Here is an 18,640-nt window from a genome sequence, read left to right as displayed (position 1 = left end):
ATTTAATCTGATTGGTATTACATGCTTTGCTCTATCTCTCGGCGCTCAAAATTTAATGCGTCAAGCTCACCAGCTAGCCTTCTAGCTTTATTAATATTAAGACTTAATAGACAAGCTATACCTATGCATATATCATCTAAACGCCCTGATTTATTGAGTCTAGACGCAAGTGAAAAACCAAAATCAGAAGCAGATAATCTTGGTGTACTAAAGTGCGATTATTAGCATCTAAAGGCACTACATCAGCAACTGTACCTAATGCAACTAAATCTAATAAATTGGCAATATTAGGCGGTGTTTGATAAAAATTACCATATCATTTTGTACTGAAAACCAATTGCGAAATTATTAACGTCACTTCTCCTATATTGATTTAGCCTATATTCACTTATAAAGAACAAATTGTCGTAAAGCCTAAAACCCATTTGTACTTCACCTACAATGGGTGAGTTTGGTATTTTTTTCGACAAGTCTTGATTAAAAGTGTGATCGGCAAAGCCTGATAAATAAATCCGCTCGCTGATATAAGGAAATTTCATCAAAAATACATGCTCAATTTGCCAAACACTGGCATCTTTATTATCAAACTGAACAGCATGGAAGTTTAAAGAGTAATTTAAATTTATTACTTTAAAAATATCTTGTAAATATGACGTATTATTCAACCGCCAACGAACACCTAACCTATGTCTATCATTATCATCTCCAGTCCTAAAATTCATTTGTAATGTTAGATCTAAAGGTGAATCATCAGCTATTTTCCAGCGTATATTTTGCTCTGTGTAATAATTTGCTGTTTCTTTTAATGAATTATCACTACTATATAAATTAAGCAGGCTAAAGTAAGAAAATCTATTCGGTAATTTTACGGCTGTATTTAAAGTAAACACGCTATCTGTGCCTACATCAGTGAGCTTGGGATAAACATTAAAATCTAAAAAACCTCATGGGGTATTTTTAACTTGTCCGTTAACATTTGCGACTAGAAATAATTGTAAAATAATACAAATATACAAATAGTTAATTTTTACCATATTAAAAATCCTTTTATATTAAGTTTAACTTAATAAAAGATAGTGAAAATCAACTAAAAATCAACTATATACTTTAATATTTCTGTGATTAATAAAACAGGTTAAGAAAGTATTTTTTTAACTTCTTTTGATAAACACTCACCAAAGTGAATGTGTTGTTCTGCATCCCAATGAATTCCATCAAGAGAGCTCGTGTTAACTACTTTTGCGGCATCAAAAAAATGTATTCCTAACTCTTCGGCTACCTTTGAGTAATACTGAAAAAGATCACGAGACATATATTCAGCATGTTCAAACTCCTTTTTATCTTCTTCAGGAACCTGCTCAACATAACTTGGAGATATTAATAATAGTTTTGATGATTTATGACAGAAGTATTCACTATTTAAAATTGCTTCACAAACTTCCTTAACACCTAAAGATATTGATAAAGCAGATTGCTTTAAACTAGCTTTTAAATCATTGGTACCAAGCATAATAACAACTAAGTCTAAAGGTGAGTGGCTTTCGATTAAGGATGGTAGAAATTTAATACCATTTCGGTCATTTCGATTTGGATCATCATGAATACAGGTTCGTCCATTTAGACCTTCTTCGATTATCCGAAAATTACTACTTAGATTTGCTTGCAATACACCAGTCCACCTTACGTCAAATGGATAACGCTGCTTTGTAATTGGTGTATACCCCCAAGTATTTGAGTCTCCAAAACATAAGATATTTTTCATATATATTTACTTGTTATATTTTAAATCAAAAAGTATACGATATCATTTTACATTGCCCTCTCAAACAGCAATAATTCTTTTATAAAAGAAATCAATAAATAATAAAGAGTTAGAAAATGGTAGTAATCATTATTTGTGCACTTGTCGCAGTGCTTTTACCTTATTTAGCAAAAGTACCGCTTGCAATAGCAATGCATAAAGAAAGTAAATATGACAACAATTATCCTAGAACACAGCAATCTAAACTGACTGGTTTTGGGGCAAGAGCCCTTGCAGCACACCAAAATTCATTTGAATCCTTAATCGTTTTTTCTGTAGCGCTTGCTGTTATTTTAGCTACAAATAACATCTCAATCACAATACAAGTATTAGCTGTAACGTATATTGTAGCTAGAATAGCTTATTGCATTATGTATTACATAAACTTTAGTAAGTTACGCTCTGTTATGTGGTTGATTGCGATATTGTGTCCACTAGCAATGATCTGTCTCAGTCTATCAAAAATTCAATAAAAAGTTGAATAGGATGATTGCTAGTTAATTTAAAGCAATCATCACACTAAAACCCTTTTAGTTCTTTTGATTAAGAGCTTCTCACCCCAGTTATAAAGCATTAATCCGATAATCACAAACAGAGCTCCTATCATAAGATTTATACTGATAGTTTCACCATTGAAATATACGCCTAAACTTAAGGCAATAACGGGAGTCATCATAGTAATTAATGCGACGGTACTCGAGTTTAGTTTTTGCAAAATAAAATAGTAAGCAATAAAACCGATTAATGAGCCAAAAACACCTAAATATATAATTGCCCAAATAGAACGTTCACCCCAAGTATCTATAGGTAAAGTACCATCCATTAGCAGCCAAACTAAAGTAAATAAAGGCAGTGATATTAATAATGCACCCACTGTAGTTGAAATTGCATGTATTTCGATATCAACACTTTTAACTAATACAGAGCTTAAGCTAAAGAAAAATACCGCAATTAGAATGTAAATAATACCAAGCGTACTTTCTCCATTTAAAGATATGCTATCAGAACATACAAAACCTAACCCTATAAATGAGGTCAGTATCGCCATTTGACGAATGAAACCAAATTTAGGTTCATTAAGAATTTTTTGCGCCAAGAGCCCAGCTAAAACAGGCGCCAAACCAAATATAAGTGACATCATTCCTGATGAAACATATGCTGCTGCCATATAGCAAAATGTCATACCACCAAAAATACCTAACCCCGAATAACAATATAACTTTAAAGCAATTTTATTTATTGGAAAATCAATTTTTGAAAGCTTAATAATGAGCCAACCTAAAATAACTGCGATCACCATACGTGCTAACACAGCTAAAGTAGGATTTACTGTTTCACTACTCCAAACAATTCCTAAAGGAGTCGTGGACCAAATTAAAACAACAACTAAATAAGCGATAGGTACGTTCATTGTATTTTCCTATATATAAAATACATGTAGAAACAAAAATTGCAGTATTTGAATGGTATAAAAAGACAAAAACCGCAAGATTATCTCTGCGGTTTTAAAAGGTAAAATCTAGATTTTTTTATTTACACCACAGGGCAGCTATGCCATTTATAATTGCGTATTAATAGCCAATTATGACAATTTTGATTTACATTTGAGGTAAGTCGATTGAGCTTCATTGTGTTTGGTGTAAACTTAAATGATTCTAAAAAATATAAGCATCTATTGTGCGCCTAACTCACCAATTGAGTCAACTAAAAATATTGTTAAATATCACAATCAAAGTAACAAAATTAATTTATAATTGCTAAACATACTAAAATTTACTTACTAGTGTGGGTGAAAGAACCATCCCAATCATTTGATAATAATGTGTCTTTTAAAGATGCTATTCGTTCTAAATATATCGTATAAATTTTTCGATTTTTATTTACTTCTGTTAAAACTAAAAAGTGACTTTTTGCTTTCTCCCAGTTTTGATCTAGATATAGATTATAAGCTTCTTGATACTGCTTTAACTCATGATTTACGGCTAAGTCTTCAGTCATATTTTCAGGTATAGGTTCAAAAATACTCACCGCTTTGTGTTTACCTTTTACTCTGACTTTATCTATAAGCCTAAATTTCATATCAGGACAGTGTTCAATACAGGTTTCACCAACTAATATATCGACACCATAAAATTTTGTGAGTCCTTCTAATCTAGATCCTAAGTTAACAGCATCTCCCAATACAGTGTAAGCTTTACGATAAGTGGACCCCATATCTCCAACATTCATTTCACCAGTATTAATTCCCACTCCAACTTTTATCTGAGGTAAACCTTCCTTTTCAAAAATATCACTTAATTCATTAGTAATCTCTAACATTTTAAATGCACAGCAAATAGCATTACTCACATGGTGCTTATCACTTACCGGCGCATTCCAAAAAGCCATTACCATGTCTCCAACATATTTATCTATAGTACCGCGATGTTCAAAAATAGATTGAGTAATGGGTGAAAAATATCGATTAAGTAAATTTACAAGTTCATTAGCAGTGAGGTTTTCTGATATTGTTGTGAAACTACGAATATCTGAAAACAACACTGTCATCTCTTTTCGTTGCCCAGATAAGTTAATCGCATTGGGATCTTCTAACATTTTATCTATATGAGCAGGAGGTACATATTGATCAAAGATACCTTTTATTTGTTTTCTTCTTCCTGATTCAGTGAAATAGCCAATACCTATGTTTAATATTGTTAATGAAAAAGAAATTAATAAACACGTCGCCATTGGCAAACTAACTTTCTGCACAGACCATAAATAAAAATCTAAAGAAATTAATCCCAACAAGATAAAGAAACCAGTAAAAGCAATACTTCTAGGTCCTAAAAAAGGAAAATAAAATGATAACGCACAACCAATTAATAACAACATCAATAAAATTGTTGCTTCCCACCAGTCAGGTACACTCGGTAAAATTTCAGGATGTAAAATGCCATCAATTACATTTGCATGAATTTCAACTCCAGGATATTGCACGCCAACAGGTGTAGCCCTCAAATCTGAATGCCCTATTGCAGATGTACCGACAAATACAATCGCACTATCAAATAATGAGCTATCAACTTGATCATGTAATAAATCTGTCGCTGAAATATAAGGATAGCTTTTAGCTGGGCCTTTAAAAGGTATTAAAACGCGACCATATTCATCAGTTGGAATAATCTCCCTGCCAAGCTTAAGACCAACAATACTACGAGAAGTTGTTAAATCTGCTGTGATAACTTTAATATCATCCGATAAGGTATATAACTTTGCAGCTTCCAGAGCTAATGATGGGTAAAATCGATCTTTATATTGCGCTATAAGTGATGTTGTTCGAATGAAGTTATCCAAATCTGGGGTTGAGTTTATAAAACCAATCCCTGGTGAATTATTCTGTAAAATCGTAATGTTATTTGTATGACCAAAAAACTCATGACTATGTAATTGATTAAGATCTTGAGTATCAAAAGTAATCACACTTGATTGCATTTCTCCAACTTGTACTTGTGGGTCTGTATGAAATGCCATGCCTAAAACCACATCTGTTAACGTTAAGCTTTGCGCCATGATTGCGTCTGCATCAGCACTTTGAATTAGCGGAGATAATTGATTGATCAAAGTTTTATGATCTGGTTTTTTATCTAATAGCTTAATAACGGAGTTTACATAGTTTCTTTCAGGTTCAGAAAACATGATATCAAATGCCACAACAGCTGTTCCTGCATCAGCTAATTTCTCAATGATTTTAGCTATTTTAACGCGACTCCAAGGAAATCGCCCCTCTTTTTCTAAACTCTTTTCGTCAATATCTAATATAATTATATTAGTCTCTATATTTCTTGATTCTATTGTTATGTTAAGTCTTAAATCATAAATTAAACCATTTATTCGTTGTAATATTACAGAATTTTCAGCACCAAAATATTGCGTTAACATAACTAAAAAAGTAATAATTAAGCCGCTGATCATCGCTTTATTGTGCTTTTTAAAAAGACTTATTAATAGCATTAAAAAGACCCATTATTAATTTTATTTTAAAAAAAACAACTAAAATACAACTTTATGGTTCCACCAAGTTTATTTTTTGAAGATAAAAAAAGTTTGTTGGAAATAGGTTAAGATTATCCCCCCCTGCAATAATAAGTGTGCCATCAGGACGAACTAATATAGCTGATGCCCTTTCATTTGAACCATAGTCGAATAATATGCCGCCCGTAGAACCGTTAAATAAAATATCTTTAACTCCTGTATCTAATATTTTTGCGATAAAAATATCTTCATCGGTACCATTACTATTATATCCAGTTATCAAAATATTTTCTGAGGCATCTAATGCAAGCGCTAAGCTTGCCGCATTACCAGAACCATAGTTATAAGATACGATACCATCGGAATCAAAACTGGTATCGAAACTACCATTACTATTGAGTTGTATAACAACCACCTCTGTTTGACTGTCTGATGAAGCACCTGACGCTACTATTTTGCCATTTGATTTTACTTTAACTGTTTTTAGCATATCTTGGTTGAAACTAGCAGTAGGATCCAAATCAACAGTGAGGTAACCATTACTTACTGCAAAACCATTTTTATCTAAAACACCACTCGATGTCACTTTTGCAACTAACCCCTCAGGATTTGCCTCAACATAGTGCTTAACACCAATAGTAATAATGGAACCATCAGACAATACTGCGATATCTTCAATCGTTTCTTCTTCAGCCAAGTTTGTCGTTAAATCAAAAATAGCAACACCATTTGTACCAAAGGTATTATCTAAAATACCTGTAAAATCCATTTTGGTTAAATACATATCCTTCGTTCCTGAAGACGGATTATAAGTGCCGCCTACAACTATTTTATTACTCTCTAAATCTATTGCGTTTAATGTTAACTGCCCACCACTTGATATTGTAAGTTCACCTGTACTATTAAAAGTAGTATCAAGAACACCAGCCACACTTAGCATAGTAATAAAGCCTGACCTTCCAGTACCACCTACAACAACAAGTCGTCCATCACTCAATTCAATGATATCTTTACCCATAAATGAGTTTTCAGCATCTTTTTTGATGTAATAACCATTACTACCAAAGCTTTCATCTAAAAAACCATCACTATTATATCTTGAAACAATAAGATGCTGATTTATTTCAGAACTACCTACAGCTACAAATTTCCCAACATGAGGTGCGACCGTTAATTCAATCACCTGATTTAAAGAATCATTACTAAAAGTAGGATCAAATACATTAAAACCACAGCTATTAAATGATGTGTCTAATGCACCTAAAGCTGTAAATCTTGCTAATAATAAATCGGGAGCATTATTCCTTGCAGAAATTGCTTCTGTTAATAAGACTAATTTGTCACTGGTATCGATAGCGATACTCGCTATAGGGTTATCCCTAAATTCATCATCAAATATTACTTGACCTGAACTAGCATAAGTTGAATCTATTGTGCCGCTACTATCTGTTTTATACAAAATACTCTCAATATTTGAAGTACCTTTATCAATTCCAAAAAATATACTTCCGAACTGATCTTCAACAACCCCCCTGCCAATTGACGTATTTTCACCTGAACCTGCGTCACCATCAATATCAACTATTAATAATCCATTTGTTGCACTTGCAAAACTTGTAATATCTAAGGTTCCTGTTGAGCTCACTTTTAATGCGGCAAAATCTGTAGCTTGCAATGGTTTTGATGATCCCACCATAATCACTTCGTTACTTGAATTAATATATGAATCATAGGAAAAATCATCTGTTGAACTACCAAAATCAAATGTTGATGTGCCATTTGAACCATAACTTGAATCTAACGTAGGTGTCGTGGAAACATCAAATCTTGCTACTGCAAAATCATTCTTTGTTGAGCTATTATTTGCATAACCTGTGATCACAGCCTTACCATCGCTTTGTAATAGCAAAGAAGTCGGTATATCAGGTCCTGTTGTAAATATAGCATCGGCATTTGTATATGAATTACCATCATTGGCAAATTTAATAACTCTAAAGCCACCACCTCCCGAACCAATGTTAGATGCAACTAATATATTATCGCTTGCATCAACTTTCACATCTGCAGCAGTAGTATCATAACCATAACTTGTGATTCGATAACCAATCGAATTAAAATTCGTATCAAGAACGCCCACAGAGGTATAGCGGATCACAAATACTTCTTTTGTTGTACTGTTATCTTGGATTCCTGTTACAACTATATTTCCTAATGAATCAATATCAACAGCAACTGCTTCTTCTACAAAACCTAAATCTTTATTCACCACCCCTTGATAACCAAAATTACGATCTAATGTGCCATCGGTATTAAATCTAGTTATAAAAATATCTGTAGTATTTCCACTAAAATCATTTTTACCAATAACGACAATTCTTCCAAATGAGTCTAAAATCATATCATTAGGTTGGTCATAACGCATTTTAGTAAATGAATTTGAAGCTGCAGTGCCTGAATTACCAAATGAACTATCGATTGTTGGCGTTACATTTTCTGCAACATTCTTCACGCTGATAGAAACATCTGCTGTATCGCTTAATGAGCCACTATCGGTCACTTGAATTTTAATCGTATGGGACGCACTTAATTCATAGTTTAAATTACTGTTATCAGCAATCGTAATCTCGCCTGTACTACTTTTTATGCCAAATATACCATCACTATTAATCGTTATACTGTATGTATGTGAATCACCAATATCCACATCTACAGCTGTAATTGTAGTAACAGAAGTTGCGTTTGCTGAATTCTCAGTAATATTTGTCGTTATATCATTTATAATCGGAGCGTCATTGACAGCGACTATAATTAAGCTAACAGTAGAAGAAGTGCTCCCGCCATTACCATCACTGATACTGTAATTTATGGTATCTGAACCATTAAAGTTACTACTGGGTGTATAATTAAGGGTTTTATCTGTCTCTATCGTCACGCTGCCATGTGTTGCTGTGGCAATTGTCACCGAGAGTGTATCGCCATCTATATCACTATCATTGCTCAGTATATTAATATTAACAGACGTATCTTCATTGGTACTTTGGTTATCTGCTATTGCAATTGGATCATCATTTACAGCTAAGACTGTTACATTCACTGTTGAAGAAGCTGTACCACCATTGCCATCACTAATACTGTAATTTATTGAATCTGAACCATTGAAGTTTAGATTTGGTGTATATGAAAGGTTTGCTCCATCAACTATTGATACTGCACCACTACTAGCTGTTGCAGTTGTAATACTTAAATTGTCTCCATCAACATCGCTATCATTGATTAAAACAGAGATGCTCACTGTACTGTCTTCATTAACTGTTTGAATATCAGGGGTTGCAATCGGATCATCATTTACAGCAAAGACTGTTACATTTACTGTAGAAGATGCGGTACCACCATTGCCATCGCTAATACTGTAGTTTATTGAATCTGAACCATTGAAATTTAGATTTGGTGTATATGAAAGGCTTGATCCTACAACTGCTAATACTGAACTGTTACTTGCTGTTGCCGCTATAATAGTTAATGTATCACCATCACTATCAGTATCATTATTTAATACATCTATAAATAGGGACTCATCTTCACTCGTAGCTGCTGTATCGGGGTTTGCTACCGGATCATCATTCAAATTTATTACTGTAATAAAAACTTTTGCTGAATCTTCCCCACCATTACCATCACTAATAGTATAATCAATAACATCCTTGCCTATAAAATTAATATTAGGTGTATACGTGAGTGTGTTATCACTATTTATATTAACAATACCAGCCGAAGAAATAGCAGATAAAACAAATAGAGGATCATTTTCAACATCACTATCATTAGTCAAAACATTAATATTAATCGTAGTTTCTTCTACTGTACTCGTAGTATCATCAGTCGCAATAGGGTTATCATTAACACTTGATATCGTTAAAGTTGCTTTACCAATATCAGTTCCCCCTTCACCATCAATTACTTCATACTCAAAGCTATCTGAACCAAAGAAATTTTCATTAGGTTGATAACTAAAACTCCCATCTGTTGACAAGGTAACAATACCATTCGATACATTTGTGAAAGCAGTCGTATTTACAGATAATATATCACCATCTGCATCTGTATCATTATTTAACAACCCAGGCACACTTATAACCATTAATGAATCTTCGGTTAAGGCGAATATATCATCGAAAGCAATTGGCGCATTATTACTATTATTTATAGAAACAAGCACTTTTCCTTGTGCTTCTCCTCCCGAATTATCTGAAACGGTATAAACTATTTCAATTTCACCTTCAAAATCTGTTTCAGGATTATAAACTAAAGTATTCTCCTGAGTGATCTCTACACCTCCCTTAATTACGTCTGCACCTATAACGGTTAAAGTATCATTGTCAACATCACTATCATTTGCTAATACATTTATATTCACAGGGGTATTACTGAAAGTCTGTGCCCTATCATCATTAGCAATAGGTAAATCATTGATACTCTTCACCTCAATTGTAACGGTTTCAATTGAAATTAGACCTAACTCATCAACAACCTGGTATTGAAACGTATCTGTACCAAAATAATTTGCATTAGGTGTATATTCAAAACTACCATCAGTAGCCATAATTAAGTGACCCTGAGCAGGTGATAACAATGAGCTTGTGTTGATTTTTAATACATCTAAATCAATATCAATATCATTTGCTAATACACCTTGATTAGCATCTACAAACAAAACTAAGTCTTCATCAATAAAATAACTATCTTTCGTGGTTATAGGTGCTGTATTTTTTCTATTTACGGTAATAATAACACCAGCCTGAGCTGTGTTGCCTTGCAAGTCTGTAATTTCATAAATAAAGCTATCAACGCCGTAATATCCTGAACGAGGAAAGTAACTAAAAGTACCATCAGAGCTTAAATTTAAAGTGCCATGAAATGGACCTCTAATAAGATTTTCACTGATAGCTAAAGTGTCATTTAAATCATTATCAAAATCATTGGAAATAATGGAAAATAAGTGAGGGCTACTGTTATTTACAATTAATGTTTGATCTTGCTCTGTAACATATTTGTCATTAGCAGCTACTGGTGGGAAACTCCCCCCATTTATTGTAATTATGACATTTGACTGTGCAATGCCCCCTTGGCCATCAGTTACTTGATAAGTAAAACTATCAGAGCCTTGTACTCCTTCATTAGCAGTGTAAGTAAAACTACCGTCTTCATTTAATGCTAAAACCCCCTTACTAGGGGAAACTTGTGGTGTAGTCATCAATATTAAATTTTCACTATCAATATCCAGATCATTAATAAGTAATCCAGGTGCAGGTATATCTAAAATGGCATTTGATTGACTCTTTATATTCGCTTTAAATTGCTTCTTTATTACTCCTTCCAAGTTAAAATTATTATATGACGATTCCGGTTCATCATTCGTAGCTAATATTGATATCACTGCTAGTGCGGTATTTGTTTGCCCTAACTCATCAGATACCTCATAGGTAAAAATATCTCTACCATTAAAGTCGATAGTAGGTTCATATAGAAAACTACCGTCTTGATTAATTGTTAAAACCCCATTATTTGGAAATACAATAGGTGTTGGGTTAATAATGACAGCTCCATCTTCTAAATCCGTATCATTTCCAACCAAATTTCCAACTAATTCTGTATCTTCATTAACAGAAAAAAAATCATTTTCTGCTATTGGTGCTAAATCAACGGCACCATTGAGAGCTGACACTTTCATCTCTTCACTAAAAGCACTTTCTCCTGAGCCATCAACCCCTGTAACAATGCTAAAAAAAACTTTACTATCATTTTGAACCTCAAAAGCTAACTCTGGTTTTTTAAGTGCTAAAAATGCTTGTCCACCAGCTAAAGTTTGATAGTTTTCATGGTTTACTCCTGCAATAGAAGATATGTAAATGTTATATCTCAAGTAACCACTAAGCCCTTGCCAACTAAAATCTATATTTCGACTAGATCTAATTGCGTTGAATCCAGAAATAAAAGTTGCTTGCCAAATGAAGTTTACGTTATTAACTAAAACACGGTTATTTTGACTGTCATCAATCCATAATTCTAACCTTAACTCCCCTGAAATTTGCTCAAAATCAAGAGGGTTAATGCCTGTGATGGTTTTATGAAATTGTGTTCCACACTGAGATTCGCATAAAATATAAGCTTCCGGGCTATTTGGGAAACCAATATATACCGAATTTATCCCATCGGGATCAGATACATCTATTGAAGCTGTGAGATTGCTATTTAACTGTTGATTACTGAGTGGTAATCGAAATGAACCACTGGAGTTCGAAAATGTATTTGTTTGAACTTTAGGTGATTTATAAACTTGTTTATTAGAACTCTGTATATAATTAAACTGAACAATTTGATTACTTGAGATTACTTCATTTGGCTCTTCCGGTTGAATAATGTCTATATATGAGTTGACTACTTTCTCATCATTTGACTCACCGCAACTGCTCAAAGCTAAGCTACAAAAAAATATTGAAAGCAATTTTGTTAATGGACTCCTCATAATTCCTCCCATTATTTTATATTCACATTATCTACTCTAAAACTCCCATTTGCGGTTACATCTTTATTATCTATTTCATACAAACTAAAGTTTGTTAAAGTATGGTTCAAATCATTAAGAAAAAAAGCCTCAATATCCCCATCAGCTTTATTATTTCCATGAGAAGCAAAATTAATGTTCATTTCAAATGAGTCTACATTTATAATGCCATTAAATGCAGCAAACCACTCTCCAAGAGCATCATCAAAAACCAGATGTCCAGTTGGAATAGTACCGTTATCAAAATTAATTGTCATACTTGCTTGGAAATTTGATATTTGGCCTAAGCTACTATTTACAGCCACTTCACTAATATTATCGTAAGTAACTGAACCTGTTTTTTCTAAAATCAGTTCAGCTAAATTATTCGGAGGGACCAACACATCAACTTCATCTTGAAAAGGTTCAACTATTAATTCTAACTCTTCCATAGCTGGCTCAGGGATCCAATCACTCTCTTCAACATCTGGATTTTCAATTACTGCAACATTCTCAGAAACTTCAATAACAAGTTCTGATTGTGAATTATCATCTTGTGTTTCAATATCATTCTCTTGAACTGCTAAATCATCTTCACTATCTGACTGGGGATCTGAACTATGGCCTTCATTAAAATTATCAGGAGGTAAAAGTAATTCTGTTACCTCACCTACTTCGTCTATTTTTGCATAAGAAAAATCTTTTCCTTCCCCTAAGGATATATTTTGTTCATTTACTCCTACATCAATATTAATATCAACAACACCTTTCCATACAGCAATTAAAAGCTCACCATTGATAATTTCTATTTCATAATGCGTTCCACGTATGCCAATACTCCCAATAGGCGTTTTTAATTTATAATTTCCTTTCTCTGATTTAATCGCACCTGTTACAGATCTTAATCCCCCTTTAATCAGTTCCATAGTTACAGAGCCCGTTTTATCAGCTACATTAAACTCATATTCTGAGATCAATAATTCACTATTCTCTTTTAAAGCAACCATGCCACCATCAAGCATTTTGAACTGAGTTTGACTATTCACATCTGTTTTTACCAAATCCACATCAAATATAGGAGCACGTCTTTTCAACTTTCGTTGAATTGTTGTACCTACTTGTATTGCATTAACTTTTCCTTTTGCAATTATCGTTTTACCCGCGGGTTTACTTGCCAAAACGTCAATCGGAGCCGTTAAAACAATACAAAAGGTAAATATAAAAAAAAGTTTATTTTTAATGCGATTATTCATCTTAAAACCTTTAAAATTGCTTCATGAGTCCAAGTGAAATTTCGTTCCTGTCATACTCATATATGGGTAAGTTACTTTGCTTTTGTGCATGTTTTAGACTTAATTGCCAAGTCCAATTATCTTCAAAATAATAACGCCAACTTAAGCTACCTCTATATAAAGCCTCATCTCTTATTTCTAGCCAGAATGGATGAACACCTTTATAATTATAATCTTGATATTGAAATAAAAAATTAATTTGATGATATTGAGAAACAATATAACTCGTTTGATATTGTAGTAAGTACAACTTATAAGAATTATAGTCGCTCTCATGAGAAGTTGCGTCGATTTTACTCACACTCCCTTGTATTTGATGCCAAAATGGCCCTTCACTATATTGCGCACTCATACCAATAAACTGATCTTTAGAATCGAGATCATTCAGCTCTGAATACACTGAATCACCGATACCTGCTAGCAAAGAAAAATTTATTTTTTTATCAAAAGGTATTATGAGGTTTATCTCTAATCCATATTGATTTCGATACATAGCAGAATCAAGCAATAATGGCCTTAAATAAGCCCCTATTTGAAATGTACTCCAAAACCAATCATCTTGATATGTAGCAGAGATTTGAGCAATACTACTTTGAAATTTGTTATTTTCACTTTCCTTATAATCAGTATGAAATAGCGCAATTTCACTTATTATCAATTTATTTTGATTAATTGGAGTTTGATACCGTAATTGATAATTCAAATATAAAGCTTCATCTGAAGTTTTTTGATTCTCCTGGGATAATTTAATCGGTTGATTTAAAAGAGGAGATTTAAATTCGTCTAAAATAGCTCCACTGTTAATATTACTATCATGACCAATCGAGAAACCAACAAGCTGTTTTATTTGCTTTTGTTTATTTAATAATGATTGTTCAATCCTATCTAAGAATACTGAAATAGTTTGTTTGAATTTATCATCTGATACTAAAGGGTATAATTTATTTAACTCATTTTTTGCAGCCAATAAATTATCAATATAAAAGTAAGATTTAGCTAAATTAAAGCGCGCTAATTTCCACTTTGGTTTGACTATTACAGTTCGTTCTAGAGCAAAAACAGCTTGTTGATAATTGCCAGATTTTACTGCTGCAATTCCGATCAAGAAGTCAAATGTAGGTTCACCTGCATAATCAAAAATATATTCATCTGAAAATACTAAAGCTTGTCTATATTGTTTCTTTTTTATTAACTGGCTTAATTCTGACAATACTTGTTTTTTACTTAAAGCCTCAACTTGAAAACATATAAATATAAGCAATAAAAAAAATAATAAATAATATTTCGACATCTTAAAATTTAAGTACATATAATTTCCTGAAGGTTAGTTTTACTAGGGGGTGTTGATCTTTCAGGGTTAAATTTTGTTCGAGATAAAAGCATTTTAGTCGCGGCGAGTAGTGTGTAGCCTAGTCATTCTAAGTTAATACGACTCAATAAAGAATAAAATGCTTTTAGCCGAATCCTTCGGACAGCGTTTGTTGGGCATTTTTACGGCGTTATCGCCTTTTTATGTGGAACAACCACATGACAAAGCCTTTGCCTTGTATAAATGCCCAACAATTCGCTGCAAAAGTAATCTCGAAAGATCAACAGCCCCTAGATATCTTCAAAAATATAAAAATATTTATTTATTAAAATTAGCACAGGATTTTAATTTAACAATTAAAGGGTAAAGTCATTAATAACCCTTCCCTTGTATTGAAGTTATATTTAGCGGATATAAAAAATGCTTTAAAGTCAGAGCCTGTTTAGACATATCTTGTGGCTCAGGTTGGAATTATTCACCAATATCTTCATTCCATAATTCGGGCTTATCATCAATAAATTGCGACATAAGGTCTTTACACAACTGACTATCTAAATTAACAACCTCAACCCCTCGTGATTTCAAGTATTCTTCTGGTCCTTTAAATGTATGATTTTCACCGATTACGACTTTAGGTATGCCATACAATAAAACAGCGCCAGTACACATGTCGCAGGGTGATAAAGTTGAATATAAAGTTGCTTGTTTATATTCATTTGCTTTAATTCGACCTCCATTTTCTAAGCAGTCCATTTCTGCATGTAAGACTGAACTTCCTTTTTGAACTCTTTTGTTATGCCCTTGTGCCACAACTTCATCATTAATGACTAAAACTGAACCTATTGGGATCCCTCCTTCATCAAGTCCTGACTTAGCTTCTTTAATCGCAATAGCTAAAAACTTATCCATGTTATTCCTTGGCTTGTAAATAATGTTCTAAATTATAAGTTAATAAACTATAGTCTAATTACTTATCAATGGGGGCAGCCATTTGATCTAAAGCTTGAATCTTTGTTTTACGACGACCGCCTAATTCCGAATACAACATACCAACAATGATTAAACTCGCACCGATCCAACCTTTGTAACCTAAATGTTCATCTAATATAAAATAAGCTGCAATATGTGCAAATATAGGCTCTAAAGCAAAAATCAATGCCACTTTATGTGGCTTAATTAGTCTTTGGCTTGATGTTTGAGCCCAATATGCAAAAGCACTCGCTAACAATGCTGAATACAAAATAGCAGCGATTACATTTTTATTGTTGAGTTGATCTATTAAGCTCATATAACTTTCGCTGGCAGCAGTATTCATTTCAAATAATGCAGCTATTGCACTGTAACAAGTCACTGCACCTAATTGTAAAATACTAAGTGGAATAACAGCAAAACGACCTCCATATTTGGCCATCATAGAAATATGACTGGCATAACACACCGCACTAACTGCAACTAAAACATCTCCCTTATTAAACTCCAACTTGTCTCCCATGGTTAAAAAATATAAACCAATAGATGCTGTTACAACACTTAACCAAATTTCTTTTCCTACTTTAATTTTAAACAGTAAAAAGCCAATAATAGGCACTAAAGGCACACACATCCCTGTAATAAAACCGGTATTAGAGACACTGGTATACAATAATCCTTGCGTTTGTAATGAAAAACCTAAGAACAACAACAAACCTAAACCAAAACCAGATCTGAATAATTGGGAATTGGTATAGTTAAACTCACTTTTATTCTGTTTTTTCATCATAAAAAGTAAAGGTAATAAAGCTAAAGTTGCAACGCCAAACCTAAAGGTATTAAAAGTATTTACAGGCATTATTTCAATGGCGTCATCAACAACTACAAAGCCAATACCCCATATCAAGTTAACCAAAACCAGCGCCCAAAATGCCATTATGGGAGTACGTATCATGCAATTATTCCTATTTAACTAATTTTTCTCATTATCAAAGAAAACCTGTTATTTTTAAAGCTCTAACTATGTAATCTTTTATTAATTTGTTCATTAAAACACTTCCCAGTATAATCCTGTCATTAATAATATTTAAACGAGCCAACCATGAAAGATAGCAACCAAATACTAAGCACCTTTTTAGCCGATATTAAACCAACACAAATACTTTGGGCGCTACAAGACAAAGAAAGTGAAGACTGGGTTGTTTTGGATTCTATTAACTTTGAAAATGCAGATGTAATGCCTATTTGGTCAAGTACTGAATTTGCTCAACGGCACTGCGTAGACGAGTGGAAAAACTATATTCCTGCTGAAATATCAGTGGCTGAATGGCTTGAGTTTTGGGTTGAAGATTTAAATGACGATGGTGTTATCGTAGGTGTTAATTGGCAAGAAGAAGGTGAATGCCTAGAGCTTGATTTGTCTGCATTTAGCCAAGCAGTTGCAACTATCGAAGCCTTATAAAATAAGGTTTCATCATCAAAAAGGCGCTTGTGCGTCTTTTTGACTCTTCGATTCAATATCACAGCAAGATATTAGGTGTAGTTTTAATTTATCTAGATCTATTTACTTTATCCTTTCATTAAACAAATGCAATCATGCTGAGCCACGCTTATTCATTTTATATTTTAATTCACCTTATCTGTTTGCGACTAAATCCTTCTGACGTCTAATTTTATCTCCCGATTGTAATCGCTCAGCACCACGAATAATAACATCTTCACCTGCATTAATATTTCCAGAAACAGATACCCATTCACCAATTCCTAAGCCAACTAATACATTAATTTTTTGGGCTTCATCATTTTCATCTACCGTTAAAATAAATGTCTCTTTTTCTCTTACGATTAAGGCATCTCTTGGTACTAAAGTTGCCATTTTCGTCGCGCTTTTTGGTAAAGACACCATCACAGCAGCACCAGAAACAAGGTTTAAGCCATCTGCAGATAAATGTACATCAAAAGTACGAGATAACGGGTTGCCTGCTTGACTCCAAGTCCTTACAGATAATTCAATTAAGTGTTGCTGCCATTTAACCAATACCTTGCTATCTACTTGTAAGTAAGGAGCGATACTTATTGGTGCCGCAATCTTAATATCTAAATGGTGTGTATCTACTAATTGCACCAAAGGGCGTCCCACAGAAATTAACTCACCAATATTAACAAAGCGTTTGCTTATACTACCGCTAAAAGGCGCTTTAATATGGTTTTTTTCTATAGCTAATTGTGTTTGCGCTATTTGAGAACTTAATACTAACACTTCATTTTGTGCTATTACTAAATCTTTCGTGATACGTTCAAGTTCACTTAATGCTGTATTATTCATTTTATTGAGTTTAGACATGCGTTGTTTTTGCTTTAACAAGTAATCGGCTTCTACTTGGTGCTGCCTAAGCTGCGCTTGCCTTTTAGTTAATTGTAATTTTAAATGTCGGTTATCGATTGATGCAATTACTTGCCCTTTTTCAACTTTAGCCCCTATATCTTCAACCCATAATAGCAGCCCTATTTGTTCAGCAGAAATAGGTGCGTTAGTTCTACTAATCACATTACCAGGTAGCCAAGTTGTTGGATTAACTTGCTCATTCTTCACTGTTTGAACCGTAACCAGTTTGGCATCTTTTTCATCAGCAGAGACTACCATAGTGCTTGTTAACATCCCTGCAATTATAAAACCTAAGCTTAAAGTTAATTTATTCATTAAAAATTCCTTA

The 18,640-nt window shown here is 33.3% G+C and carries 13 protein-coding genes and 1 pseudogene; 3 read left to right on the top strand and 11 right to left on the bottom strand.

The features are described 5' to 3' along the window. Positions 1-20: 20 nt before the first annotated feature. The 3 genes and pseudogenes from CJF42_RS28650 to CJF42_RS15325 all read right to left on the bottom strand — a co-directional run. A pseudogene (locus CJF42_RS28650) lies at positions 21-301 on the bottom strand (single-stranded-DNA-specific exonuclease RecJ); the annotation flags it as partial. Positions 302-308: 7 nt separating this feature from the next. Further along, positions 309-890, bottom strand: coding sequence for a hypothetical protein (locus tag CJF42_RS15330; RefSeq protein ID WP_212668830.1), 582 nt, complete (start codon positions 888-890; stop codon positions 309-311). 245 nt (positions 891-1,135) lie between these two features. Next, positions 1,136-1,762, bottom strand: coding sequence for an SGNH/GDSL hydrolase family protein (locus tag CJF42_RS15325; protein WP_095367529.1), 627 nt, complete (start codon positions 1,760-1,762; stop codon positions 1,136-1,138). Between the two features lie 116 nt (positions 1,763-1,878). On the opposite strand from CJF42_RS15325, the gene CJF42_RS15320 reads away from it, so the two are divergent. Next, a complete protein-coding gene (locus CJF42_RS15320; protein ID WP_095367528.1) occupies positions 1,879-2,274 on the top strand; it encodes an MAPEG family protein in 396 nt (131 codons plus the stop codon). Positions 2,275-2,315: 41 nt separating this feature from the next. Here CJF42_RS15320 and CJF42_RS15315 read toward each other — a convergent pair whose 3' ends face one another. The 5 genes from CJF42_RS15315 to CJF42_RS15295 form a co-directional block, all read right to left on the bottom strand. Further along, complete coding sequence (locus CJF42_RS15315) at positions 2,316-3,212, bottom strand: DMT family transporter (protein ID WP_095367527.1); 897 nt, start codon at positions 3,210-3,212, stop codon at positions 2,316-2,318. A 362-nt stretch (positions 3,213-3,574) separates the two neighbouring features. Further along, entirely contained in the window at positions 3,575-5,794 is a 2,220-nt protein-coding gene (locus CJF42_RS15310; RefSeq protein ID WP_095367526.1) for a CHASE2 domain-containing protein, read from the bottom strand. A gap of 52 nt (positions 5,795-5,846) precedes the next feature. Next, positions 5,847-12,338 carry a tandem-95 repeat protein gene (locus tag CJF42_RS15305; protein ID WP_170940626.1) on the bottom strand — a complete coding sequence of 2,164 codons (6,492 nt, stop codon included), beginning with the start codon at positions 12,336-12,338 and terminating at the stop codon, positions 5,847-5,849. Positions 12,339-12,349: 11 nt separating this feature from the next. After that, a complete protein-coding gene (locus CJF42_RS15300) occupies positions 12,350-13,609 on the bottom strand; it encodes a FecR family protein (RefSeq protein WP_095367524.1) in 1,260 nt (419 codons plus the stop codon). A 10-nt stretch (positions 13,610-13,619) separates the two neighbouring features. Then, positions 13,620-14,957, bottom strand: a complete 1,338-nt coding sequence (locus CJF42_RS15295) for a tetratricopeptide repeat protein (protein ID WP_095367523.1) — start codon at positions 14,955-14,957, stop codon at positions 13,620-13,622. A gap of 139 nt (positions 14,958-15,096) precedes the next feature. Between CJF42_RS15295 and CJF42_RS15290 the strand changes: the two genes are divergently transcribed. Further along, positions 15,097-15,324, top strand: coding sequence for a hypothetical protein (locus CJF42_RS15290; protein WP_252097627.1), 228 nt, complete (start codon positions 15,097-15,099; stop codon positions 15,322-15,324). 104 nt (positions 15,325-15,428) lie between these two features. Here the strand turns inward: CJF42_RS15290 and CJF42_RS15285 are convergent, their stop codons facing one another. Next, positions 15,429-15,866, bottom strand: a complete 438-nt coding sequence (locus tag CJF42_RS15285) for a nucleoside deaminase (protein ID WP_095367522.1) — start codon at positions 15,864-15,866, stop codon at positions 15,429-15,431. 58 nt (positions 15,867-15,924) lie between these two features. Further along, positions 15,925-16,881 carry a DMT family transporter gene (locus CJF42_RS15280; protein ID WP_095367521.1) on the bottom strand — a complete coding sequence of 319 codons (957 nt, stop codon included), beginning with the start codon at positions 16,879-16,881 and terminating at the stop codon, positions 15,925-15,927. Positions 16,882-17,028: 147 nt separating this feature from the next. Between CJF42_RS15280 and CJF42_RS15275 the strand changes: the two genes are divergently transcribed. Further along, positions 17,029-17,388 carry a DUF2750 domain-containing protein gene (locus CJF42_RS15275; protein ID WP_095367520.1) on the top strand — a complete coding sequence of 120 codons (360 nt, stop codon included), beginning with the start codon at positions 17,029-17,031 and terminating at the stop codon, positions 17,386-17,388. Between the two features lie 174 nt (positions 17,389-17,562). On the opposite strand, the gene CJF42_RS15270 is transcribed toward CJF42_RS15275, so the two are convergent. Further along, on the bottom strand, positions 17,563-18,627 hold the full coding sequence (locus CJF42_RS15270) for an efflux RND transporter periplasmic adaptor subunit (RefSeq protein WP_095367519.1): 1,065 nt from the start codon (positions 18,625-18,627) through the stop codon (positions 17,563-17,565). Between the last annotated feature and the right edge of the window lie 13 nt (positions 18,628-18,640).

The organism is Pseudoalteromonas sp. NBT06-2 (genome assembly GCF_002276045.1).
Lineage (GTDB): Bacteria > Pseudomonadota > Gammaproteobacteria > Enterobacterales > Alteromonadaceae > Pseudoalteromonas.
This window is presented reverse-complemented; position numbering and strand designations above follow the sequence as displayed.